At 29.8% G+C, this 25,492-nt stretch carries 16 protein-coding genes, 4 tRNA genes, 3 rRNA genes, 1 other RNA gene and 1 pseudogene; all 25 read left to right on the forward strand.

Annotated features, from left to right (window positions below):
- Positions 1–118: 118 nt before the first annotated feature.
- Positions 119–253, forward strand: a complete 135-nt coding sequence (gene rpmH, locus H7686_RS00620; protein WP_078122845.1) for a 50S ribosomal protein L34 — start codon at positions 119–121, stop codon at positions 251–253.
- A 67-nt stretch (positions 254–320) separates the two neighbouring features.
- Positions 321–605 carry a ribonuclease P protein component gene (gene rnpA, locus H7686_RS00625; RefSeq protein WP_193621936.1) on the forward strand — a complete coding sequence of 95 codons (285 nt, stop codon included), beginning with the start codon at positions 321–323 and terminating at the stop codon, positions 603–605.
- Between the two features lie 554 nt (positions 606–1,159).
- Complete coding sequence (locus tag H7686_RS00630; protein ID WP_304515068.1) at positions 1,160–1,513, forward strand: hypothetical protein; 354 nt, start codon at positions 1,160–1,162, stop codon at positions 1,511–1,513.
- Between the two features lie 94 nt (positions 1,514–1,607).
- Positions 1,608–1,769, forward strand: a complete 162-nt coding sequence (locus H7686_RS00635) for a hypothetical protein (protein WP_249175820.1) — start codon at positions 1,608–1,610, stop codon at positions 1,767–1,769.
- A gap of 10 nt (positions 1,770–1,779) precedes the next feature.
- Complete coding sequence (locus H7686_RS00640; RefSeq protein WP_444517549.1) at positions 1,780–2,157, forward strand: hypothetical protein; 378 nt, start codon at positions 1,780–1,782, stop codon at positions 2,155–2,157.
- A gap of 317 nt (positions 2,158–2,474) precedes the next feature.
- Positions 2,475–4,073, forward strand: a complete 1,599-nt coding sequence (locus H7686_RS00645; RefSeq protein WP_193622174.1) for a YidC/Oxa1 family membrane protein insertase — start codon at positions 2,475–2,477, stop codon at positions 4,071–4,073.
- A gap of 455 nt (positions 4,074–4,528) precedes the next feature.
- A tRNA-Tyr gene (locus tag H7686_RS00650) sits at positions 4,529–4,612 on the forward strand.
- Positions 4,613–4,786: 174 nt separating this feature from the next.
- Positions 4,787–6,316 (forward strand): 16S ribosomal RNA (locus H7686_RS00655).
- A gap of 79 nt (positions 6,317–6,395) precedes the next feature.
- Positions 6,396–6,472 (forward strand) — tRNA-Ile (locus H7686_RS00660).
- A gap of 68 nt (positions 6,473–6,540) precedes the next feature.
- Positions 6,541–9,420, forward strand: a 23S ribosomal RNA gene (locus H7686_RS00665).
- A 43-nt stretch (positions 9,421–9,463) separates the two neighbouring features.
- Positions 9,464–9,577 (forward strand): 5S ribosomal RNA (gene rrf, locus H7686_RS00670).
- Together the 16S, 23S and 5S rRNA genes with 4 tRNA genes alongside form the textbook arrangement of a ribosomal RNA operon.
- 12 nt (positions 9,578–9,589) lie before the next feature.
- A tRNA-Val gene (locus tag H7686_RS00675) sits at positions 9,590–9,665 on the forward strand.
- 62 nt (positions 9,666–9,727) lie between these two features.
- Positions 9,728–9,803 (forward strand) — tRNA-Asn (locus H7686_RS00680).
- Between the two features lie 87 nt (positions 9,804–9,890).
- Complete coding sequence (locus H7686_RS00685) at positions 9,891–12,059, forward strand: polyribonucleotide nucleotidyltransferase (protein ID WP_193621754.1); 2,169 nt, start codon at positions 9,891–9,893, stop codon at positions 12,057–12,059.
- A gap of 1,471 nt (positions 12,060–13,530) precedes the next feature.
- An RNA gene (gene rnpB / locus H7686_RS00690) (RNase P RNA component class B) lies at positions 13,531–13,918 on the forward strand.
- Between the two features lie 162 nt (positions 13,919–14,080).
- Positions 14,081–15,559 carry a lysine--tRNA ligase gene (lysS, locus tag H7686_RS00695; protein WP_193621755.1) on the forward strand — a complete coding sequence of 493 codons (1,479 nt, stop codon included), beginning with the start codon at positions 14,081–14,083 and terminating at the stop codon, positions 15,557–15,559.
- Positions 15,560–15,648: 89 nt separating this feature from the next.
- Complete coding sequence (locus H7686_RS00700; RefSeq protein ID WP_193621757.1) at positions 15,649–16,038, forward strand: hypothetical protein; 390 nt, start codon at positions 15,649–15,651, stop codon at positions 16,036–16,038.
- A 108-nt stretch (positions 16,039–16,146) separates the two neighbouring features.
- Positions 16,147–18,867, forward strand: a complete 2,721-nt coding sequence (locus H7686_RS00705; protein WP_193621759.1) for a PHP domain-containing protein — start codon at positions 16,147–16,149, stop codon at positions 18,865–18,867.
- Between the two features lie 35 nt (positions 18,868–18,902).
- Positions 18,903–19,331 carry a hypothetical protein gene (locus tag H7686_RS00710; RefSeq protein ID WP_193621760.1) on the forward strand — a complete coding sequence of 143 codons (429 nt, stop codon included), beginning with the start codon at positions 18,903–18,905 and terminating at the stop codon, positions 19,329–19,331.
- A gap of 59 nt (positions 19,332–19,390) precedes the next feature.
- On the forward strand, positions 19,391–20,062 hold the full coding sequence (locus H7686_RS00715; RefSeq protein ID WP_193621762.1) for a hypothetical protein: 672 nt from the start codon (positions 19,391–19,393) through the stop codon (positions 20,060–20,062).
- 140 nt (positions 20,063–20,202) lie between these two features.
- On the forward strand, positions 20,203–20,865 hold the full coding sequence (locus tag H7686_RS00720) for a GNAT family N-acetyltransferase (protein ID WP_193621764.1): 663 nt from the start codon (positions 20,203–20,205) through the stop codon (positions 20,863–20,865).
- Between the two features lie 573 nt (positions 20,866–21,438).
- Positions 21,439–23,158: pseudogene (locus H7686_RS00725) on the forward strand (reverse transcriptase domain-containing protein).
- Between the two features lie 204 nt (positions 23,159–23,362).
- Positions 23,363–23,719, forward strand: coding sequence for a nucleotidyl transferase family protein (locus H7686_RS00730; RefSeq protein WP_439099974.1), 357 nt, complete (start codon positions 23,363–23,365; stop codon positions 23,717–23,719).
- 109 nt (positions 23,720–23,828) lie between these two features.
- On the forward strand, positions 23,829–24,794 hold the full coding sequence (gene trhO / locus H7686_RS00735; protein WP_193622140.1) for an oxygen-dependent tRNA uridine(34) hydroxylase TrhO: 966 nt from the start codon (positions 23,829–23,831) through the stop codon (positions 24,792–24,794).
- A 98-nt stretch (positions 24,795–24,892) separates the two neighbouring features.
- Complete coding sequence (gene rplU, locus H7686_RS00740) at positions 24,893–25,216, forward strand: 50S ribosomal protein L21 (protein WP_193622141.1); 324 nt, start codon at positions 24,893–24,895, stop codon at positions 25,214–25,216.
- Positions 25,217–25,492: the final 276 nt, after the last annotated feature.

Here is a 25,492-nt window from a genome sequence, read left to right on the forward strand (position 1 = left end):
CAAAGACAAATGGCAAAACTCTATTATTAGAAATTTAACTAATATTAATAGTTTTTATTGTTTTATTTTAGTTGTTAATGAAATTTAAAATATTCCAAAGGAAAAGATATTAAGAAAAATGAAAAGAACTTATCAACCTAGTAAAATTAAACGAAAAAGAACACATGGTTTTTTAAAACGAATGTCTAATTCTAGTGGTCGCCGTCTTTTATCTAATAGAAGATCTAAAGGACGTTATCAATTAACAGTTTAGTATTATGAATAAAATTAAAATTTTTATTTTTTATAATATTTTAATTAATCAAATTTAAAAAATTATTATGATGAAAAAAAAATTTATTTTAAGCAAAAATAAAGAAATTAATTTAATTTTCCAACACGAAAACAAAAGTGTAGCTAATTATTTTTTTAAAATATATTATATTTATTATAATAAAACTTTGAATTTTAAATTTGCTTTAAGTATTAACAAAAGATATGGAAAATCTCATGAGAGAAATTTAATTAAACGTCGTATAAGGGCAATCATTTATAATTATTCTTCAATTTTAAAACCTAATGTTTTTTTTAGGGCGCCAAAGAGGCCTAAATTTCGTGCTATCTAACCAATAGCCAGGGCCGATAAACCCTGAAAGGAAATGGTCGGTCTGACAAACGAAAGAATGTCAGATTACAGCAGACCATAAAAGCGGGTTGCGACGAAAGCAAATTAGTCAAGAAGACCTCGCCACCAAATAATTCTATGGAAAAGCCTGAAATGGCCTAAAAAAGATAATTGATGTAATAACATGACCTGTTCCGGAAGTTGCTGAAACGGACAGTCCAGAGTCTACTGGTATAAATAAAAAGTACTGAGTAGTTTATCAATAAAAGAAAACCTGGAATCAGCCTCCCAAAGAGGATACTTCCCCTAAAGAATTAAGGTAGAAATTTAGAGTAACTTGGAGAATCCTAAAACGAAGTAATTAAATTTACTAATCCGGAAATAAAAGCCCGGATCGTCAAGGATAAAGAATCTTCTTAGTAGTCGTAAGGGTAAACCTAAATTTGGAATAATTTAGTTAATCGGCTTACCCAGAAGAGAGTTAATCACTCTTATAGGGCGAAAGAAGATAGTAATTTACTATTTATTCAATGGCATCGAGAAAGAAGTTGATAAATGATATCAACAACGGTTTCACCAGAAACTAAACTTTCGCGAACACGGGATAAAATTCAATATTGTTCATCAAATGGCTACTCTTTAAAAAGAGAACTACAACAAGAAATAAATAACTTTTACAACACGTTAACGGCATTCAACAAAATTGCCACTAACAAAGGGGCAGGAAAACCGGGTGTTGACAATGAGACCATTGATGTAATTAATCTAGGAAAACTAGAAAGATACCATCAGGAATACGTCAATAATGGTTATAACCCGAAACCAGTTAAAAGAATTCTCATTCCTAGTGTAGAACCAAAAAATCTGGTCATGACGCTATCAAACGTGTCAAACAAAGATTTCAGGTAATTGATTACAAGAAAGCCACAAATAATTCCTTAAGTGGCAAAGTTCAAATCCAAATTTCTAAAGCGAAAGTCGAAGAATATGGGTATGAATACAATTGGTTAAAAAAGGGAAAAACGAAACACGACGAAACATTAGCGAAGAGAGAGACGAATTAGAAATAATTTGGACCTATAAGACAATTGTCAAAGGACTTATCCAATACTTTTGTTTAGCTAACAATCTAAAGGTTTTAATTTCATCTAAATTATCTAGCTGAGTATAGCTGTTTGAAAACATTGGCAAAGAAACGGAAAACTTCAATTGCCAGAGTTCGGAAAAAATGCAAGATAGGTTCGACTTGGGGTGTTTCTTATCTTAATAAAGAAAAAACCCATTACGAACCATGGGATGTTTATTCTTGGGACAGAATTAAAAAAATGTGTAACTATAAGGGAAATCCGGATATTAGCATTAATAGATTTATATTCCAAGGTCGTACGAATTTCACTAATCGTCTAAAAGCGGAACGTTGTGAGAACTGTGACAAAACAACCCCACTGCAAATTCATCACATTGGGACGATTCGTAACGCGCATCGCCACAGGGTCGGGAATAAAAGAACTGAAGTATTGTGTCAAGATTGTCATCAGAAGATAACCAATTAACAAATACACGATATTAGAAAACAAGAACAATAAGAATTAAATAGCTAATCAACCGTGAGGGGAAATTAGTTCTCGAGAGAGAGTGAATTAGGGAAAGCCGGATGCTTGGAAACTTGCTTGTCCGGTTTGGACGGGGGCTGATTGTAAATAAAACAGCAAAGATAAATCGCTGCATAAAACGCAATTAATCTATCCGTATTTATTATTATTAAACCGACAGCAAAAAAATTGAACTTTGTCGATTTATCTGTAAAATTATCAGTTTTATTGAGAAAATCTCGTCTTATAAGTTCCTGATAAGGATATTTATTGTATATATGAGTGATGATAAATTTATTTTTTTAAAAAGATTTGTAATTATTTTTTTATTTTGTTTGTTGATAACTGTTAGCATTAGAGAGTTATTTTTTAGTAATAAAAAAATTAATGCTAAACCTAATATTATTGATTTAAAAGTTTTTATAAAGAAAGAAAGTAATATTGATATTTCAGATGATAAATTATTTAATAATTTACTGAAATTAAAAAATTTTGATTTATATGAATGTCAGAAATTTTTAGATATTTTTGTTTGTGAACTTGAAGATAATGGTAATTTAAAATGGTATTTATTAGATAGTAAAAACTGGAATGATTATGTAAAAAAACAATTACAGGAAAAAATAAATAAAATATGTTTAGGATTAGAATATTATTTTAGTTTTAATAATTTTAATATCTCTTTAGACCAGAAAATTATTATATTAAAAAAATTTTTTACAGTAATAACAGGAATTAATAGAAGTTATTTTTTAAATCGTTTTGTAAAAGAAAAAGATTTTAAAATGTTATTTATAAAAAATATTGAACCTGAAACAAATGTAATCAATTCAATTTCGTCGCAAGATTTATTAAAATTTCAAATTTATAAAGATTTGGATGATAATAAAGAAATATCTAATCAAGATTATAATAATATTATTCGTTATAAATATTTAGATTCAGATTCTAAAATGAAAAAAATAAATTTTTTTATTTTAAAAAATGATATTTCTAATAATCCACAATTAGGTTTAAAGATTTTTGTGAATGATCAAGAAGATTTACCTATCCAATGGCCTTCAAAATTAGAGTGGAGTAATTTTTTAGGTTTTGGTTATATTTGGAATTTTTTAATTATTTTTATAGCTTCTTTATTAAATTTTTTTTCTTCTATAGGTTCTCACGGAGTAGATGGTTTTATATTAGGTAATTTAGGATTAGGAATTGTATTAACTACTATTTTAATCAGAACTTTATCATGGCCTATTTATACTAAAACTAATAATTTTGCTTTTAATATGAATTTGGCGCAACCAGAAATTGCTAAAATTCAAAATAAATATTCTTTATCTAAAAATCCTATGGAAATAAAAAAAATGCATTTAGAGATTATACGAGTTTATAAAAAGTATAATTTAAATATGTTTTCTAGTTTATTAATGTCTTTTTGTCAGATGTTTTTATTTTTGGCTATGTTTCGGGTTTTACGTCGTTTCCGTATTCCTGGTGGTATTTTTAAAATTTATAATCAAAAATCTTTTTTAGGTGTAATAAATTTACAATTAGAAAATAATAATGATAATTTATTTTTTTCTATATCACTAACTTTAATAACAGGTTTTAGTATGTTTATTTTGAATAAATTAATAATGAAAAATTCTGAAATTATACAAAATAAAAACGTTTTATTAACCTCGAAAGAATCTAATATAATTAAACCGGAACAAATGATGAAATTTTTTAGTTATTTTATGATTCTTTTTATGATGTTTTTCTCTTTTCGTGATTCTATGTTATCTTTATATTGGATTATAGGTAATTCTTATACTATTTTGCAAACAATTATTAATAAACAAATTATATTCAGAAAAATGCAAAAATTAAAAAAATATTAAACAATATTTATAATGTTCAAGATAATTCCTGATTATTTGCCAAAAAATATTCGAAAAATATTCTTTTTGTGTATAATAAATATCAGGAAGATTTTATGTTATCTTTATATTGGGTTATAAGTAATTCTTATACTATTTTACAAACACTCATTAATAAACAAATTATATTCAGAAAAATGCCAAAATTAAAAAAATATTAAACAATATTTATAATGTTCAAGATAATTCCTGATTATTTGCCAAAAAATATTCTTTTTGTGTATAATAAACATCAGGAATTAAAATAATATTTTCGAAATATTAAAAAAATAATATTTATTTTTGAAATTTTTTATATATATATAAAAAAAAATATATTTTTATCATTAAATTATGTTAAAATCAATTAGTAAGTTTTTTAAGTAAAAAAATATAAATATATATTATAATTATTTATAATTCATAATATTTTAAATGGAGGGATAGCGAAGTGGCTAAACGCAGCAGTCTGTAAAACTGTTCCGAAAGGTACGGCGGTTCGAATCCGTCTCCCTCCACCATATTAATTTTTGTATCTTTATGTATATTAAGTAAGATTATATAATTGTCAGTTAAAACTACTTCTTTGAAAACTGAAGATGATATTTTATTATTTATTATGATATTTTTATCATAAAAAATTATTAAATATTAACTATATTCTGATAAATAATTTTTATTTATTTGAATGATTTATTACGAAGAGTTTGATCCTGGCTCAGGATGAACGCTGGCGGCGTGCCTAATACATGCAAGTCGAACGGAAACCTTCGGGTTTTAGTGGCGAACGGGTGAGTAACACGTAAGCAACCTACCCTAAAGACGAGGATAACCATTGGAAACAGTGGCTAAGACTGGATAGGAAGAAATAAGGCATCTTATTTCTTTTAAAAGACCTAGTAATAGGTATACTTTAGGAGGGGCTTGCGCCATATTAGTTAGTTGGTAGGGTAATGGCCTACCAAGACGATGATGTGTAGCTGGACTGAGAGGTTGAACAGCCACATTGGGACTGAGACACGGCCCAAACTCCTACGGGAGGCAGCAGTAAGGAATTTTCGGCAATGGAGGAAACTCTGACCGAGCAACGCCGCGTGAACGACGAAGTACTTTGGTATGTAAAGTTCTTTTATCAAGGAAGAAAAGCAAGTGGCGAACCATTTGTTTGCCGGTACTTGATGAATAAGCCCCGGCTAATTATGTGCCAGCAGCCGCGGTAAGACATAAGGGGCAAGTGTTATCCGGAATTATTGGGCGTAAAGGGTGCGTAGGCGGTCTAGTAAGTCAGTGGTGTAATGGCAACGCTCAACGTTGTCCGGCTATTGAAACTGCTAAACTTGAGTTAGATAGAGGCGAGTGGAATTCCATGTGTAGCGGTAAAATGCGTAAATATATGGAGGAACACCAGAGGCGTAGGCGGCTCGCTGGGTCTTAACTGACGCTGAGGCACGAAAGCGTGGGGAGCAAACAGGATTAGATACCCTGGTAGTCCACGCCGTAAACGATGAGTACTAAGTGTCGGGTTAAACCGGTACTGAAGTTAACACATTAAGTACTCCGCCTGAGTAGTACGTACGCAAGTATGAAACTTAAAGGAATTGACGGGACTCCGCACAAGCGGTGGATCATGTTGTTTAATTCGAAGATACCCGAAAAACCTTACCAGGTCTTGACATGTTTTTGCGAAACGGTAGTAATATCGTAGAGGTTATCAGAAACACAGGTGGTGCATGGTTGTCGTCAGCTCGTGTCGTGAGATGTTAGGTTAAGTCCTAAAACGAGCGAAACCCTTATCGTTAGTTGCCAGCACGTTATGGTGGGGACTTTAACGAGACTGCCAGTGATAAACTGGAGGAAGGTGAGGATCACGTCAAATCAGCATGCCCCTTATGACCTGGGCTACAAACGTGATACAATGGCTGTTACAAAGGGTAGCTGAAACGTAAGTTCTTGGCCAATCCCCAAAAACAGTCTCAGTCCGGATTGAAGTCTGCAACTCGACTTCATGAAGTTGGAATCGCTAGTAATCGCGAATCAGCATGTCGCGGTGAATACGTTCTCGGGGTTTGTACACACCGCCCGTCAAACCACGAAAGTTGGCAATACCCCAAAATGGTAGCCTAACTCGTTTATTCGAGAGGGCGCTGTCTAAGGTAGGGTCGATGATTGGGGTTAAGTCGTAACAAGGTATCCCTACCGGAAGGTGGGGATGGATCACCTCCTTTCTAAGGAAACCAATAAAATCAATCATCTTCAGTTTTGAAAGACTTAGGATAACTAAGTTTTTCTTCGTGACTTCACGAAGGGCCTATAGCTCAGTTGGTTAGAGCACACGCCTGATAAGCGTGAGGTCGGTGGTTCAAGTCCATTTAGGCCCACCAGAGTTATAGGTGTCGTAAGAACACAAATTCTTTGAAAATTAGGTAAATAATAGTTATTTTTCCGGAACATTAAAGGAAATAAGAGCGCACAGTGGATGCCTAGGCACCAAGAGCTGATGAAGGACGCAATTAACGGCGATACGCTACGGGGAGCTGTAAATAAGTGTAGATCCGTGGATTTCCGAATGGGGCAACCTACTATAAGTAGTTATAGTATCAATTTATTAGGTAACTAATTGATTGAAAGGAACGCAGTGAACTGAAATATCTAAGTAACTGTAGGAAAAGAAAGTAATAACGATTCCGGTAGTAGTGACGAGCGAACCCGGAACAGCCGGATACCAATTTCTAGTTATCAAATTTTAATTAACTCGAAATAGTTGGAAAACTATATCCTAGAAGGTGAAAATCCTGTAGAGGTAGATTAAAATCTAGGGTATCCTTAAGTACGGCGAGACACGAGAAATCTTGTCGGAAGATAGGAGGACCATCTCCTAAGGCTAAATACTCCTTGGTGACCGATAGTGAACTAGTACCGTGAGGGAAAGGTGAAAAGAACCCCGGAAGGGGAGTGAAATAGATCCTGAAACTGTGTGCTTACAAGTAGTCAAAGCTCGTTTAAGAGTGATGGCGTGCCTTTTGCAGAATGAACCGGCGAGTTATGATATAGAGCAAGGTTAAGTTTGAAGGAACGTAGCCGGAGCGAAAGCGAGTCTGAATAGGGCGTTTAGTTGTATGTCATAGACCCGAAACTGAAGTGAGCTAGCCATGAACAGGCTGAAGTGACGTGACCACGTCATGGAGGGCCGAACCAGGACACGTTGAAAAGTGTTTGGATGATTTGTGGCTAGAGGTGAAATTCCAATCGAACTCAGAGATAGCTGGTTCTCCCCGAAATAGCTTTAGGGCTAGCGTTGGGTATTTAATAGTTCTTGAAGGTAGAGCACTAAATGAGTGCGGGCTCCACCTCGGGGTACCAATCTCAATTAAACTCCGAATGTCAAGAACCGTATCCCAGCAGTCAGACGATGGGTGATAAGGTCCATGGTCAAAAGGGAAAGAGCCCAGACCGTCAGCTAAGGTCCCTAAATTAATGTTAAGTGGTTAAGGAAGTAAAAACGTTAAAACAATTAGGAAGTTGGCTTAGAAGCAGCCATCTTTTAAAGAGTGCGTAATAGCTCACTAATCTAATATTTTTGCACCGAAAATGTAACGGGGCTAAACATTATACCGAAGCTACGGATATGTTTCTACTAGAAATAGTTAAGAAACATGTGGTAGGGGAAGCGTTCTAACATCGTAGAAGCTATAGCGGAAGCAGTAGTGGAGAGGTTAGAAGTGAGAATGCCGGTGTAAGTAACGAAAAGATAGATGAGAATTCTATCCGTCGAAAACCCAAGGTTTCCAGGGGCAGGGTCGTCCGCCCTGGGTTAGTCAGGAACTAAGGCGAGGCAGAAATGCGTAGTCGATGACCAGCAGGCTAAAATTCCTGCACTAAAAAAATCACTGATGGAGGGACAAAAGAGGATAAGCACGCCCTTTATTGGATTAGGGTCGAAAAATCGAGTTTGAGAAGATAGGCAAATCCGTCTTCTTACTTGCCAAAAAATAAGATTTGAGGGTAACGTGACTGCGTTCATATTTTCTAGAAAAGCTTCTAAGGTTAATGATTTTTTTACCTGTACCGTAAACCGACACAGGTGGGAAGGTAGAGTATACTAAGACGCGCGAGAAAACTCTTGTTAAGGAACTCGGCAAAATGACTCCGTAACTTCGGGATAAGGAGAGCTTTTATAATAAAAAGTAAAAGCCGCAGAGAATAGGCCCAAGCGACTGTTTATCAAAAACACAGGTCTCTGCTAAACCGTAAGGTGATGTATAGGGGCTGATGCCTGCCCGGTGCTGGAAGATTAAGAGGAGATGTTCGGGTTTACCCAAAGCATTGAATTGAAGTCCCAGTGAACGGCGGCCGTAACTATAACGGTCCTAAGGTAGCGAAATTCCTTGTCGGGTAAATTCCGACCTGCACGAAAGGCATAACGATTTGGGCGCTGTCTCAACAAGAGTCTCGGTGAAATCAAATTACCGGTGAAAATGCCGGTTACCCGCGACAGGACGAAAAGACCCCATGGAGCTTTACTGTAGCTTAATATTGAAATTGGAAATCTTATGTACAGGATAGGTGGGAGACAGAGAACTTTAGGCGCTAGTTTAAAGGGAGTCACCGGTGGGATACCACTCTTAAGATTTTTAGTTTCTAACCTGCATAAGTGGATTATGAGGGACAGTGTTTGGTGGGCAGTTTGACTGGGGCGGTCGCCTCCTAAAAAGTAACGGAGGCGTTCAAAGGTTCCCTCAAAATGGTCAGAAATCATTTTTAGAGCGTAAAGGTATAAGGGAGCTTGACTGTGAGACCTACAAGTCGAGCAGGGACGAAAGTCGGACTTAGTGATCTTGCGGTACCGAATGGAAGGGCCGTGACTCAACGGATAAAAGCTACCCTGGGGATAACAGCCTTATCGCCCCCGAGCGTTCACAGCGACGGGGCGGTTTGGGACCTCGATGTCGGCTCATCGCATCCTGGAGCTGGAGCAGGTTCCAAGGGTTGGGCTGTTCGCCCATTAAAGCGGTACGCGAGCTGGGTTCAGAACGTCGTGAGACAGTTCGGTCTCTATCCGTCGTGGGCGTTGGAAATTTGCGAGGAACTGTCCCTAGTATGAGAAGACCGGGATGGATATACCGCTGGTGCACCAGTTGGTTCGCCAGAGCCATAGCTGGGTAGCTAAGTATAGTTAGGATAAACACTGAAAGCATCTAAGTGTGAAGCCTCCCTCAAGATGAGATTTCCCTAAGAGATCCCTGAAAGACGATCAGGTTGATAGGCTAGAAGTGGAAGAGTAGTGATATTTGGAGCTGACTAGTACTAATAGATCCAACGACTTTGATGATAGCTGGAAAAAATAACTAGAATTTGCCTAGTTTTGAGAGATTCCGGGTGATTTAACACAGGGGTTCCACCTGTTCCCATCCCGAACACAGAAGTTAAGACCTGTGGTCCCCACAATAGTAATTTATTTGAATTGCCAAGATAGGGGTTTGCCCGGAATTATTTGTAGTAGAGAATTAGCTCAGCTGGGAGAGCATCTGCCTTACAAGCAGGAGGTCGGGGGTTCGATCCCCTCATTCTCTACCAAACCAAAAAACTTTCGTATTATAATAAGGTATAATAGGATTATTATAATAATTTATATTTGTGCCTATGTAGCTCAGTTGGTAGAGCATCTGACTGTTAATCAGAATGTCCTAGGTTCGATCCCTAGCATAGGCGCCATTTAAAATTTTTAATTTTTTAATATTTTATTTTCAAAAGTAGTTTGTGATATTTTTCGCATTTATTTTAGAAAAAAAGGGGATTTTCATGACTTTAAAAGTGTTTGAAACTACTTTTGAAAATAATTTACTTATTGTAGAGATTAATAAATTAGCTAAACAAGCTAATAGTTCTGTTTTAATTCGTTATAAAGATACTGTTTTATTGAGTGTTTTAGTTATCGGTAATAATGAAGTTTGTTTAGATTACTTGCCTTTGATGATTTTTTATCAAGAAAAATTTTATGCAGCAGGAAAAATACCCGGAAATTTTTCAAAACGAGAAGGAAAACCTTCTGATGCAGGAATATTAAATGCTCGTTTGATAGATAGAACATTAAGACCTTTATTTAATAAAAATTTTAATAAAGAAATTCAAATCGTAAATACTATTTTAAGCAATGATGATAGTTGTAATAATGAAATTTTTGGTATTTTAGGTAGTTCTTTAGCTGCTTTAATTTCTAATGTTCCTTTTTATAAAGCTGTTTCAGCGGTTTGTGTGGGTCGAGTGAATAATCAATTTATTATTAATCCTAATCCTCAACAAAAGAATATTTCTGATTTATGGTTAGTTTTAAGCGGAACTAAAGAAAAATTAAATATGATAGAAGTTAGTTCTAAAGAAATTTCAGAAAAAGATTTAATATCAGCTATGATATTTGGTCATAATTTTATTAAAAAATTATGTATTTTTCAGGAAGAAATTATAAATAATTTAAATATCATTAAAAATATTGATCTTACAAATAATTATGATATTAATTTATATAATAAATTTAAATTTAAATATTTTGAGATTGTAAAAAATACTTTACAAACAGAAATTAATAAAAAATTTATTAAAAAAAATTTTTCAGATACAATTAATAATCTTAAACATTTTATTTTGGAAAAATATATAGAAGATAAAGATTTTGTTATTGATAATGATATATTCCAGAATTCTATAGTTAGTTGTGAAAATCATAAATTAGAAAAAATAAAAGAACAATTTATGCATCTTTTTAATGATTTATTAACTGATTTAATGAGAGAAATGGTTTTGAAAGAAAAACGAAGAATTGATGGACGAACTTTAAATAAAATTCGATCTATTGAAACCGAAGTAGGTATTTTGCCACGTACTCATGGATCAGCTATTTTTTCTCGTGGTGAAACTCAAAGTTTAGCAGTTGTTACTATTGGCGCTTTAAGCGAATGTAAATTGATAGATGATCTGAGTGAAGAAGATAAAGAATCTTTTATTGTTCATTATAATTCTCCGCCTTTTGCTGTAGGTTCTACAGGCAAATATATGATGCCTTCTAGAAGAGAAATTGGGCACGGTATGTTAACTAAAAAAGCTTTATCTCATGTACTTCCTATGGAAAAAGATTTTCCTTATACTATTAGAGTAGTATCAGAAATTTTAGAGTCTAATGGTTCATCTTCGCAAGCAACTATTTGTGCAGCTTCTATGGCTTTGATGGATGCAGGAGTTCCTTTATTAAGACCTGTAGCAGGTTTAGCAATGGGATTATTTTTTTCTAGCGAAAATGATTATGTTATTTTAAGCGATATTCAAGGGTTAGAAGATCAAAAAGGTGATATGGATTTTAAAATCGCCGGAACTGTTCAAGGGATTACAGCCGCGCAAATGGATATTAAAATAGAAGGTATTAGTTTGGATATTTTACAAGAAGTTTTAGAAAAAGCTCGTTTGGGTAGAATAGAAATTTTAAAAAAAATGAATATGACTATTCAAAATCCTAGAGAGCATATGTCTGCTTATGTACCTAAAGTCAAAATGATTACTATTCCTGTAGATAAAATTCGCGATATTATTGGCACTGGTGGTAAAATTATTAATCAAATTATTGATACTTATGATAATGTTAAAATTGATATTCAACAAAATGGCAATATATTTATTATGCATAATAGTGAAAATATTGTTAATCAAGTATCTAACTATATTTTAAATTTAGTAGATGAAATTAAAATAGGTAAAGTCTACGAAGTTACTGTTATGAAAATTTTATATGATAAAAAAAATGGTCATTCTTTTGCTGCTATAGTTCAGATTTTTCCTGGAATTGAAGGTTTTATTCATATTAGTAAATTATCAAATATTAAAGTTGAACGTGTAGAGGATGTTGTTTCGGTAGGACAAAAAGTTTTAGCTAAATGTATTTTTATAAATGAAAAAGGTAAAATTGATTTATCTTTAGTTTGAGACAAATAATTATTAATAAATAATTAATTTTTAAAAAATTTGTTAAAATAATTGTTGATAAGAATAATGGAAGGTGATCGAAGTTAGATGTTTTTAAAATTTAAAAATTTCTGATTTAGGAAAGTCCATGTTAGCACATAGGGCGCCAAAGAGGCCTAATTATCTTGTCATTTTACCAATGACCAGTGTGATAAACACCGAAAGGATAAGAACGGTTCCTGAAGGGAAACTTTCAAGAATTACAGCAGTTCTTAAAAGCGGATTGAGACGAAGTAGTTAGTCAAGACGATACCGCCACCGAATGGTTCCAAGGAAAAGCCTGTAATGGCCTAAGAAGACAAAAGAAGATGTAATTAACAAACCTGTTCGTAAACTACTATAAGCGGACAGTCCAGAATCTATCAATTTAGTATGTGGATTTGATAGTTTATCAATTAAAATCTGGAATCTCACCATTAATACAATGGTTACTCCTCCTAAAGAACCAAGGTAGATATTTAGAGCAACTTGGAGAATCCTAAAACTATGTAATTAAATTTACAAATTAGAATATGAAAGTTCTGATAGTCAAGGATAAAGAATCTTTTTAGTAGTCGGAGGAGTAAAACTTGATTTGGAATAATTAAGTTAATCGCCCTCCCGAGATGAAGGTTAACGACCTTTATAGGGCGAAAGAAGAAAGTAATTTATTGTTTATTCATTGGCCGCGGAAGGTATAAGTAAAACCTATAAATGATTTTGATTCATTAATATCGAGGCTTCTACGGGCAATGAATGAGATTCATGACCAGTCTTTAAAACAAAACCCATTAAAATAATAACTCAAACGAGAAATAAAAAACTTAATGAATAAACACCTCGCGTTTAATCAGGTTGCCAATCATAAAGCGGTAGGAACACCTGGAATAGATGAGAGAATCATAAATGATATGAACTTAAACCAATTAAAGAAATATCACCAAAAATACTTTCACAACCAATATAACCAAAAAACCGGTTAAAGAGTGCATTTTCCCGAAAAAGGATAAAATAGACCTTTAATGCAAGATATAATTATCGTTACGGGATAACTTGTCCTGGAAAAGAATCAAAAGAATGAGAAACTATAAAGGTGAAATAACCGAAATAGTTATCAATCCGAATTTATTCAAAAGACGAACTAAATTAACCGAAAGGTTAACAGCGCAAAAAATGCGAGGTCTGTCGTTAGTTAGAAAATCAATCCTTTGAAATTCGTCATGTCGAAATCATTAGAGACTCTAATTGGAGAAGCGTGATTAACAAAAAAACAACTATACTTTGTTAGGTTTGTCATAGCAAAAGAACCAACCAACAAATGAATAATATTATAATATTTAAAAAGAACAAAAGGTCAAGAATAAACATTTAACCAGTGGCGACACGAAGTTAAACCCTAAAAAGGGATAAATTATGGAAAGCGGTGTGCTTGGAAACTTGCTCGCACCGTTTGGACGGGGGCTGTTTGTAACATTTGATAACTATCAAAGAAACGCAAATAATCTATCCGTATCTTGGGAAATGTATGTAGTGTTTGTGCTTAAGAAAAAAATAACTTAAGGCATTTAAATTTATTTAAATGACGGCTTTGAAGTTCTAAGAACTTATTTTATAAATTAATAAGTTTATGAATGTAAAAATAAAGTGCCACAGAGACGAATTGATTAGAAATAATCAAGTGAAACGCGGTAAACCCCTCAAGCTAGCAACCCAAAAAAAGGTAGGGGCATATAAAAGTTAATATTCCCTTTATAAGAAAAATTAATTTTTATACTATTTTAAAAATAGAGATAAATGATCACACTTATTGATTAAATAAGAACAGAACATGGCTTATGCACATTATTTTCTTATCATAAGAATCTTTTTTGCAAAAAAGATTCTTTTTTTATTTTATTTATTTATATTTATTATTTTATTTATAATTATTACAATTATTAATGAAAAAAATATAATAGTATAATAGTATAGGTTATGATTTATAAAGTAGGAGTTTAAATTATATGAATAAAGAAGATATAACGGAACAAGAAGCGATTAGAAGAATTAAGTTAGATAATTTAAAGAGAAACAATATAGAACCTTTTTGTAATAAATTTACAGAAACTAACTCAATTAATTCTTTATTGTTGAAATATAAATCTTGGACAGTTAATCAATTAGAACGAGATCAAAGTTTAGTTTCTGTGGCGGGTAGAATTATTTTAAAAAGGATACAAGGTAAAGCTGGTTTTGCTAATATACGTGATTTTGAATCTGATATACAAATTTATGTACGACGCGATAATATTACGGAAAAAGAGTTTCAAATTTATAGTTGGTCTGATTTGGGGGATATTATTGGTGTTACAGGTGTATTATTCAAAACTCATAAAGGAGAATTAACTATTAAAATTTTTAAATTGGTAATGTTAAGTAAAAGTTTACGACCGTTGCCTGATAAATATAAAGGTTTACAAGATAAAGAAATAATGCGTAAAAAACGTTATTTAGATTTAATTGTTAATCAGCGATCTCGTAAAACTTTCGTTGATAGATCAAAAATTATTCGTTTTATCAGAGATTTTTTTAATAATGAAAATTTTTTAGAGGTCGAAACCGCTGTATTAAATTCTTGTGTAGGCGGCGCTAATGCTAGACCTTTTGTTACTTATCATAATAGTTTATCCACTAATTTTTATTTAAGAATTGCTACAGAAATTTCTTTAAAAAAATTAATTGTTGGTGGTATGAAAGCTATTTATGAAATAGGTAAAGTATTTCGTAATGAAGGTATTGATGCTAGTCATAATCCCGAATTTACAACTATAGAAGCTTATTTAGCTTATGCCGATATGAATATTATGATGTCTTTGGTAGAAAAATGTTTAAAAGATATTTGTTATAAACTTTTAGGTAAATTAGAATTTAATTATCAAGGGAATTTGATTAAATTTGATCATTTTTATAAATATGATATGATAGACATTATTAAACAAAAAACTAATATTGATTTTAATGAGAATATATCTTTATCATCGTGTCAAGAGTTGGCCCAAAAACATAATATTTCTTTGAAAGATTTTTATAAAAAAGGTCATATTATAGTTGCTTTTTTTGAAAAATTTGTAGAACCAGATTTGATTCAACCTACTTTTATTTTTAATTATCCTATAGAGGTAAGTCCTTTAGCTCAAGTAAATCCGCAAAATCCACAATTAACTGAAAGATTTGAATTATTTGTAGCTGGTAAGGAATTGGTAAATGCTTTTAGCGAATTAAATGATCCTATTGAACAAAGAAAACGTTTTGAAGAGCAAATATTGCAAAAAACATTAGGTAATGATGAAGCTCATGAATTAGATGAAGATTTTATAGAAGCTTTAGAATATGGAATGCCTCCTACTGGTGGTTTAGGTATAGGAATAGATCGTTTAATAATGTTATTGACTGATAATTCTAATATTCGTGATGTGATTTTATTTCCTCATTTAAAAAAATAATATAAGATTTATCCTAATATTATTCGTAATATTATAATTCATTAATTATTAATTTGTTGTTCTATTTTATTAGCAAAGGATTGATAATAATGAAAAATTTATTTTTATTTTTTAAAATAAAAAAATTATTTTTATATTTTTTACAGATTATAAATCATTCTCAGATTTATTCTGATATTGATTATGAGAATATGGACAATATTTATATTATTAAATTAGCTGATAAAATTATAGAAAAATTTTCATTATCAGAAATTACAATTAATATTGAATTTTTACAAGAACATTTATTATATTATCTTCAAGAACAAGAATCTTTTTTGCCTACCCAAGAATATAATTTGTATATGATTATAATATTTTTGGAATCTTTTTATTTTGCTGAATTTCAAATAATAAATAATAATGAAAATACGAATATTTTGGATTTTTTTGAAACAGAGTATGATAAACGAAATTTAAAAAAAATTTTGAATTAAAAATTATTTAATTTTGCAGTTGAGGATTTTATATTTTAATTTTAATATATAAGTTATTTTAAATTGGATATAATTGGCTATTGTAAGTAAGAGAGTGTTTTATTTTTTATGACGGGAGTTTTTTATTTACAAAGTTTTTATAGTATTAAAAAAAGTGTTCATTCTGTAGAAGCTTTGGTTAAAAAAGCTTTCGAAAGTAAATATAATTTTGTTGCTTTAAGTGATTTTGAAAATTTATACGGGATGATGCAATTAATTAATTTTTGCCACCAATATAATATTAAACCTATTATAGGTGCGCAAATTTATATTTATTTTGATCTTTTGAAATATCGTGATGTTAAAATTAGCTTTTTGATTTATGCTTTTGATAATAATGGTATTAACAATTTAATTAAAATTTTAAATTTTATCCAATTAAATCATAAAATTACTTTAACAGAATTTCAAAAATTCCGAGATGGTATTTTTGGTATTTTATCTAATTTAGATTTTATTTTATGTGATATTTTAAAAGATAAAATTATAGATCTGACTAATTATGAAAATGAAAATTTTATTTTGGAAACTTTTCGATATTTTAAAATAAATATTAACCATTTATTTTTTGGATTTTCTTTGCAATCTTTTTTATTACAAGATTATGCTGGTTTTTTTTTGAAGATAGTTAAAAAATTAAATTTAAAAGTAGTTTTAGTTAATAAGACTAATTATTTGTCTTCAGAAGAAAAATTAATTTATGAATATTTATGTAAAATAAGTAATTATCAAAATGATAATCGAAAATTTATTAATTTTAATCATAACAATGAACAAATGGAGTTAGATGTTAAATTTATTGATCAAAAAAAAATTCAAGAACGTTATCAACTTTATAATCTTAATGATTATGAATTATTTCTTGATTTAGAAACATTTTTATCAACGATTAAATATAATTTTGTTTTCCCTTCAACCGTATGTTCATTTAAAAATAATTTATCTTGTGATAAGTTTGAATATTTAAAAACAAAAGCTAATATTTTTTTAACAAGTTATTTGCAAAAAAATATAAATTTAGAAAAACATATTTTTTATATTCGACAATTGCAAAAAGAATTAATTTTAATTAATCAAATGCATTATGTTGATTATTTTTTGATTATTTTTGACTTAATACAATATGCTAAAAATCAAAAAATTTTAATAGGTCCCGGAAGAGGTTCTTCGGTTGGTTCTTTGTTATGTTTTTGTTTAGGGATTACTGAGATTGATCCTTTGAAATATAATTTAATTTTTGAGAGATTTTTAAATTTCAAAAGAACGACTGTTCCTGATATCGATATAGATGTTCCTGACAATCAAGTTGTTACACTAATGCGATATCTTGTAGATAAATATGGAACGGAACATATCGCTAATTTAATTACTTTTCAAAAATATTCCAAAGATTTGTTTCGTCTAGATTTAGAGTTGCTTCAACAAAATGGTTTTGAAATTGATATAAAGTCAATTTGTTCTGAATTTTCATCTATTATTAAAGGGATTCCTAGATTAGTTGGTACTCATCCTTCGGGAGTAGTTTTTACTAAAGCAGATTTGTCTCAACATTTACCTATTCAAAAAAATTCTAATAATTCTGTGATATTATATCGTTTGCAATTTGATCATAAACAGTTAGAAAAATTAGGTTTTATTAAATTGGATTTGTTAAAGTTACGAAATCTTTTTTTAATTAATAAAATTTTAAATTTGATTGAACAAAAAGGCAAAATTAAAATTAATTTATCTAATATATCTTTTAACGACGTTAATACTTATAGTATATTGCAACAAGGAGATACAAAATATATTTTTCAATTAGAATCTGTTTCTGCTATAAAAGTGATAAAACTTATTAAACCTAAAACATTTGAAGATTTGATTGTTGTTTTATCTTTTAATAGACCTGGTGCTATAAAATTTGTAGATCTTTATATAAATAATAGAATTAATAAAAAAGTAAATTTTACTGGTATAGATGTTGTAGACAATATATTACGTGATACTTATGGTATTGTTTTATATCAGGAACAAATAATGAGAATAGCTTCAGAATTTTCAGGTTATGATTTAGGCCAAGCAGATTTATTTATGAGAAAAATTATGGCTAAATCTTCTGAAGATAGTAATGTTAATTTAAAAAAAAGATTTATGGATCAAAGCGTTTTATATCGAAGAACAGCGGAATCAGCTAGTAAAGTTTATGATTATATTTCAAAATTTTCTAATTATATTTTTAACAAAAGTCACGGTGCAGCTTATGCTTTGATTAGTTATAGAATGGCTTATTTGAAAGCTAATTATTTGCTTTATTTTGGAATGGTTTATTTAGAAGAAGATCCTTATGATTATGTAACCATTCAACAATGGTTATCACAAATAAAAAAATATATAAAGATTAAAAAACCTAATATTTTATATAGCAATGTTAGTAGTTGTCTAATTTTGGATGATAAACTTTTTTTACCTCTAAATTTTATTAAAGATATGAATTTAGAAATGTGCAAGATTCTGATACAAGAGCGTTCTATAAAAAAATTTGAAAATTTTTATGATTTTAAAATGAGATTAAGGGAAGTTTTAAATAAGGAATTATTGCAAAAATTAATTTTTGCTGGAGCATTAGATAATGCATTCGATTTAACTCGTTTACAAATGCTTCAAGATTGTGATTTGGATTATATAGAACATAGTCAATATTTAACTAATTTTTGTAAAAAAAAATTGAAAGATAACGAGTATAATCAAGATATTTTAAATTATAATTTCCAAAATTCTTTTAAATTAAAATTAGATATGTTAGATTAATAATAATTTCAGCAAATAGGAGGTAATAATTGATTTTGTTTAATAATAAGTGTGATGTTGTTTGTGCATATTTAATAGATAGTAAATTTTGGAAAAAAAAATGGGTTATTATTTCATTTTATATCTTAAATATTTTAAGTTTTTTATTAATTATTTCTTGGAAGTTAAATAATAGAACTGTTTACATAAATAATCAAATCAATTTTTCTAATGTTTTTGATAGTCATCGAATATATCAATATCAAATTAATGATCCTCAAGAATCAGAAGAAACTATTATTTATTTAAAATCTATGTTCATTTTTATTATTCAGGGTATTTTTATTTTTAGTTCGAAAAAAGGATTTTTAGGAATTACTTTAGGTACTTTTTTAGGAGCGTTTGTAGGTTTAGGATTAGCCATGGTTTATCCATCGATTATTTATTTATTAGAATTAATTTATAAAGGGGTTTTTAAAATTTAAAGGAAATAATATTTAAATTACAATAATTTAATAAATTAATTTGTAATTAATATTTTTTTATGTTTATGCGATTATCTAATAATTTTATATTACGTAAAGTTGTCTTGGTAAGTTATTTTCTTTCTTTAGCTATTTTTATAGATTTATTTAGCAAATTTTTAACTCCTTTTTTATGTTTACCTTTAGGTGGTCGAATATTTAAATTTTCTTTGATTATTTTCTGTTTATCAGGTATTTATAATAATTTTTTAACACATTTATTAATTTGTGGTTTATATTCAGTTTTTCATTTAATAAAAAGTTATAATTTTTTATTATCTTTAAATCAATTATTTTTGTTTACTAGAATTCAATTATTTTTGTCTTGCATTTTTGATTATATTGTTCCTGATTTATTATTGAGTTTAGTGGGTATTTTTATCAATAAAAAAAGATTTATTGCCGATAATAAAAAAAATATTTTTTTGGGTTTATTATTAGTATATTTCTTGAGAAGTTGTTGTTTTTTTATTTCTAGTTATTGGGTTTACGCTCATATGCAATTATCTTTAGTTAATGTTTGGTATAATTGGTTATTTAATTTATTACGTTTTCAAAATTTAAATCAAAAAATATGGTTAATTTGTTTCATTTATTGTTTCGTTGTTTTTATTTTTAATTTTATTTTCAGCAATATCTTGTTGTTTTTAATATTATCGAAAATTACTTCTTTTTTTGATAAATATTTATAAAATTTTCTTTTTTAATGTTAAAATAATTAGTATAGTTAAATTAAGTTTCTTTTATTATTTATTAGTTTTGATTAATTTTTTTGATTTAATTTAATCAATATTTATGTTGAAGAGGTGATAAAATTATTTGTTATTATCAAATGCCGCGAATTGTTCATGAAGGAGAAACCAATGAAATTGCATCTATTAAACAATTATTATTGCGAAATGGTTTAATAAATGATTTAGTTCATGAATATGTTATAATTAAAGACTTAAATGATAAATTAATTGGAGTAGTTGGTCGATATTATAATAATATTAGATGTTTATCAATTGATCCTGAATATCAAGGTCATAATTTGGCTAATTTATTAATTAGTTTTATTATTAAAAGAATTTATACAGAAAATTTTAATGAAATTTTTGTTTTTACAAAACCTATTAATTTTACTATTTTTAAAAAATTAGGTTTTAAAATGATTTATTGCAATGAAGAATTTGGTTTTTTTACCAATAGATATGATTATTTTGAAGAATATTTGGTTTATTTATCAGAAATACATAAAAAAAATAATTTATCTAATTCGAATAATATATCTGCTATCGTTATGAATGCTAATCCTTTTACCAAAGGTCATCACTATTTAGCGAAAACAGCATCTAATAATAGTGATTTTGTTTATATTATTATGGTTAAAGAAGATATATCTTTATTTTCTTATGAACAACGTAAAGAAATGGTAAAATTAGCTACAAAAGACATACCAAATGTTTTTGTTGTAGAAGGTAGTAATTATTTAGTGGGCGCCAAAGAGGCCTAAATTTCATGCTATCTAACCAATAGCCAGGGTCGATAAACCCTGAAAGGATATAGTCGATCTGACAGACGAAAGAATGTTGGATTACAGCAGACTATAAAAGCGGGTTACGACGAAAGCAAATTAGTCAAAATGACTCCGCTACCAAATAATTCTATGGAGAAGCCTGGGATGGCCTAAGAAGGAAAATTGATGTAATAATTAAACCTGCTTCGGAAGTTGCTTAAACGAGCAGTCCAGATACTACTGCTATAAAACTAAAGTATCGAGTAGTTTATCAGATTGAGAAACCTGGAATCAGCCTCTCAAGAGAGGATACTTCCCCTAAAGAATTAAGGTCGAAATTTAGCGTAACTTGGAGAATCCTAAAACTAAGTAATTAAGTTTACTAATCTGGAAATGAAAGTCTGGATGGTCAAGGATAAAGAATCTTTTTAGTAGTCGTAAGGGTAAACCTAAATTTGGAATAATTTAGTTAATCGGCTTACCGAGAAAAGAGTTAACTACTCTTATAGGGCGAAAGAAGAAAGTAATTTACTATTTATTCGGTGGCATCAAGAAAGGGATTGATATACTATGTCAACAACAGTTTCACTCGAAACTAAACTTTCGCGAACATTGAATAGAATTCAACATCGTTCATCAAACGGTTACTCTCTAAAAAGAGAGCTGCAACAAGGAATGAATAATTTCTATAACACGTTAACAGCATTCAACAGAATCGCTGCTAATAAAGGAGCGGGTACGCCAGGTGTTGACAATGAAACCATTGATGGGATTAATCTAGAAAGACTAGAAAGATACCATCAGGAATACGTCAATAATGGTTATAACCCCAAACCAGTTAAAAGAATTCTCATTCCTAGTGATAATAAAAGAACTAGACCCTTGGGGCTACCTACCATTAAAGATCGGTTGATCCAAAAATGCCTGGAAAAACTCTTAACTCCCTATTTTGAAAATATCTTTTCAGAATGAAAATTTGGATTTAGAACCAAAAAACCTGCCATGATGCGATCAAACGCGCCAAACAAAGATTTAAAGGAATTGACTACATCGTCGAAATTGACTTAAAAGGTTACTTCGATACCATCAATCATGAAATTCTCATGCGAACCTTAAATCGGTTCATCAAAAAGAGTAAAACTCTCTCAACCATTAACAAATGGCTAAGAGCTGGTTTCATGAAAGATGGAATTAAATACGAGGCTTTATCAGGCTCTCCTCAAGGAGGAATTATTTCCCCCTTGCTAGCGAATGTATATTTACATTACATCGACCTGAAAATGGAGGAACTGATTAAAGAAGGAAAACCAATTAAGAAAGGGAATCCAGAATATCGGAAAGCATGGCGTAAAAACCATCACCATAGATTGGGAATTGACAGAGATATTAATCAAAACCCAAAACCAAGAGTTGAATACATCCGCTACGCTGATGATTTTATCATTGGCGTTAAAGGTGAATATGACAAAGCCGAAGAGATTAAGAACCGAGTAACGCAATGGCTAGAACAAGATTTGAAACTTACTATTAGCAAGAATAAATCAAAGATTGTCAAAGCCAGCAAAGGAACTAGGTTTCTATCCTACATGGTAAAGGTAAATCCCACCAATAAAACCCGTACAAGGAAATCCACAAAGAATTCTTTCAACGGTAAAGTTCAAATCCAAATTCCCCAAGCGAAAGCCAAAGAATACGGATACGAATATAATTGGTTAAACAAGGGAAAGGCGAAACACGACGAAACATTAGCGGGTAGAGACGAATTAGAGATAATCCGAACCTACAAAACAATCGTTAGAGGAATTATCCAATACTTTTGTTTGGCTAACAATCTCAGTGTTTTAACCCATTTAAATTATCTAGCTGAATATAGCTGTTTGAAGACACTGGCAAGAAAATGGAAAACATCGATTGCCAGAGTTCGAAAGAAACTTAATAGAGGTTCAACTTGGGCTATTCCTTATCTTAATAAAGGGAAAACCCAATACGAACCCTGGGTTGTCTACTCTTGGGATAAAATTAAAAAAATGCGTAACTATAAGGGGAATCCGGACATTACCATTAATAGATATATATTCCAAAGCCGCACACACCTAACTAAGCGGAACGTTGTGAGAACTGCGACAAAACAACCCAACTTCAAATTCATCACATTGGGACAGTTCGCAATGCGAATCGCCAAAGCATCATGAATAAAAGTACCAAGGTATTGTGTACAGATTGTCATCGTAAGATAACCAATCAACAGATATATGATATCAGAAAGAATAAGAACGATAAGAATAAATAGCTAATTAACCGCGAGGAGAAATTAGTTCTCGCAAGAGAGTAAATTAGGGAAAGCCGGATGCTTGGAAACTTGCTTGTCCGGTTTGGACGGGGGCTGATTGTAAATAAAACAGCAAAGATAAATCGCTGCATAAAACGCAATTAATCTATCCGTATTTCTAGAAATGTTTTTCCTTCTTATTTTTTATCATCTCCTGAACAAGTAATTCGTTCTCAAATTATTTTAGATACAAATATTTTTACCAATTATATAGCTTGTAAATTAGGTATTAAAACACGTTATGTAGGAGAAGAACCTTTTTCTTATACTACTAATTTATATAATACAATAATGAAAGAAATTTTGTTTAAATCTTCAATAGAATTAGTTATTTTGCCTCGATTGATCGAGGATTTTAAACCTATTTCAGCAACACAAGTGCGTAAATTGTTTATCCAGGGAAATTTTAAAGATATGAAAAAATTAGTCCCTATAACTACTTTAAAATTTTTGCAAAAATTAAATTATAAAAAATATGCTCAAAATCCTGAACTTTCTAAATTGATTGATAAAAGTTTTTAACTTTTCCGGATTAAAGTATTTTAGTTACAAATTAAACAATTTAAAGTGAGTTATTATTTTATGCATATACTTGTTTTTTTTTAAAAATAAAGGAATTATCGAATATATTATGGTATCCAATAAAAATCAAATGGACAAAAATCTTTATCAAGTAATTTTATTTTATAATTATAGTTATATTAAAAATCCTAAAATTTTATGTAATCTTCATAAAACATTTTGTATTAAAAATAAATTATTAGGTAGAATTATTATTTCTGAAGAAGGTATTAATGGCACTTTGTCAGGATTAACAATAGATATTAATTCTTATATGCAATTTTTATTACAAGATTCTTGTTTTGCTAATACTGCGTTTAAAATAGATTCAGTTAATGGCCATGTTTTTCCTAAACTTTCAGTAAAATACAAAAAAGAAATAGTATCTTTAAAGTTAAAAAATGATATTTTTCCTAAAAATAGTTGTTATTTAGAACCTAAAGAATTTTATAATTTATCTCAAAAATCTGATATTATTTTATTAGATGCTCGTAATAATTATGAAACAAAGTTAGGACATTTTTTGAATGCTATTTTGCCTGATATTAATAATTTTCGAGAATTACCTGCTTGGATAGATAAAAATTTAGATTTTTTTAAAAATAAAAAGGTTTTAACTTATTGTACTGGAGGGGTAAGATGCGAAAAATTATCTATTTATTTAAAAAATAAAGGGATATCTGAAGTTTTTCAATTAAAAGGGGGAATTATTAATTATAGTCAAGATGAAACACTTCAGGGTGAAAGATTCCAGGGTAGTCTTTATGTTTTTGATAAAAGAATTGTTGTTAAAGCGAATAAAAAAAAACATACTATTATAGGAAAAGATTTTTTCGATCAGACTCCTTGTGAAAGATATATTAATTGTGCCAATCCTGAATGTAATAAACAAATTTTATGTAGTTTAGCTAATGAAATCAAATATTCAGGTAGTTGTTGTCTACGTTGTAGAAAACATGTTAATAATCGTTTTAATCGCGAAAATTATAAAAAATCTATTAATTCGAATAGAAATGATGATGTAATAATTTGCTGATTAAAAAAAGATGTGATTATTTATATAATTATGTTAAATTATTTAAAATAATAATATTATTTCGGTTAAGATCGATTTAAGAAAGAAAGAGGTTATTTATGGATAAATTTGCTATTTTGGCTAATGGTAATAAACAATTCCAAGTTACTTTAAATCAAGAAATTTTTACAGATAAATTATCAGTACAACCTGAAGAAGTTTATGTTTTTCGTAAGGTTTTAGCTATCTATTCAGAAGGTAACTCTATTTTGGGAAATCCTTTTATTGAAGGAGCTACAGTAGAAGCTAAAGTTATTAAGCAAGGTAAATCAAAAAAAATTATTGTAGCAACTTATAAAAGACGTAAAAAATATCGTTGCAAAAAAGGGCATAGACAGTTATACACGAAACTTTTAATTACTAATATTAATTTACCTAAATAATTATTTATTAATTATATGATTGAATGTTTTATAAAATATAATAACGAAATTATTACTTTTATTAATGGGGCGCCAAAGAGGCCTAAATTTCGTGCTATCTAACCAATAGCCAGAGCCGATAAGCTCTGAAAGGATATGGTTGGTTTGGCAAACGAAAGAATGCCGAATCACAGCAAACCATAAAAGCGGGTTGCGACGAAAGCAAATTAGTCAAGATGATTCTGCCACCGAATAATTCTATGGAAAAGCCTGAGATGGCCTAAGAAGGAAAATTGA

It is taken from the genome of Candidatus Phytoplasma asiaticum (assembly GCF_015100165.3).
In the GTDB taxonomy this organism is placed as follows: Bacteria; Bacillota_I; Bacilli_A; order Acholeplasmatales; family Acholeplasmataceae; genus Phytoplasma; species Phytoplasma citri.

What these genes read in the sequence shown, in the direction of transcription:
- H7686_RS00715 (WP_193621762.1), top strand. Translation starts at nt 19,391, where the DNA reads ATGTTTATGCGATTATCTAATAATTTTATATTACGTAAAGTTGTCTTG.
- H7686_RS00705 (WP_193621759.1), top strand. Translation starts at nt 16,147, where the DNA reads ATGACGGGAGTTTTTTATTTACAAAGTTTTTATAGTATTAAAAAAAGT.
- H7686_RS00630 (WP_304515068.1), top strand. Translation starts at nt 1,160, where the DNA reads ATGATATCAACAACGGTTTCACCAGAAACTAAACTTTCGCGAACACGG.
- trhO (WP_193622140.1), top strand. Translation starts at nt 23,829, where the DNA reads ATGGTATCCAATAAAAATCAAATGGACAAAAATCTTTATCAAGTAATT.
- rnpA (WP_193621936.1), top strand. Translation starts at nt 321, where the DNA reads ATGATGAAAAAAAAATTTATTTTAAGCAAAAATAAAGAAATTAATTTA.
- rpmH (WP_078122845.1), top strand. Translation starts at nt 119, where the DNA reads ATGAAAAGAACTTATCAACCTAGTAAAATTAAACGAAAAAGAACACAT.
- H7686_RS00720 (WP_193621764.1), top strand. Translation starts at nt 20,203, where the DNA reads ATGCCGCGAATTGTTCATGAAGGAGAAACCAATGAAATTGCATCTATT.
- H7686_RS00700 (WP_193621757.1), top strand. Translation starts at nt 15,649, where the DNA reads ATGAAAAATTTATTTTTATTTTTTAAAATAAAAAAATTATTTTTATAT.
- rplU (WP_193622141.1), top strand. Translation starts at nt 24,893, where the DNA reads ATGGATAAATTTGCTATTTTGGCTAATGGTAATAAACAATTCCAAGTT.
- H7686_RS00685 (WP_193621754.1), top strand. Translation starts at nt 9,891, where the DNA reads ATGACTTTAAAAGTGTTTGAAACTACTTTTGAAAATAATTTACTTATT.
- H7686_RS00645 (WP_193622174.1), top strand. Translation starts at nt 2,475, where the DNA reads ATGAGTGATGATAAATTTATTTTTTTAAAAAGATTTGTAATTATTTTT.
- lysS (WP_193621755.1), top strand. Translation starts at nt 14,081, where the DNA reads ATGAATAAAGAAGATATAACGGAACAAGAAGCGATTAGAAGAATTAAG.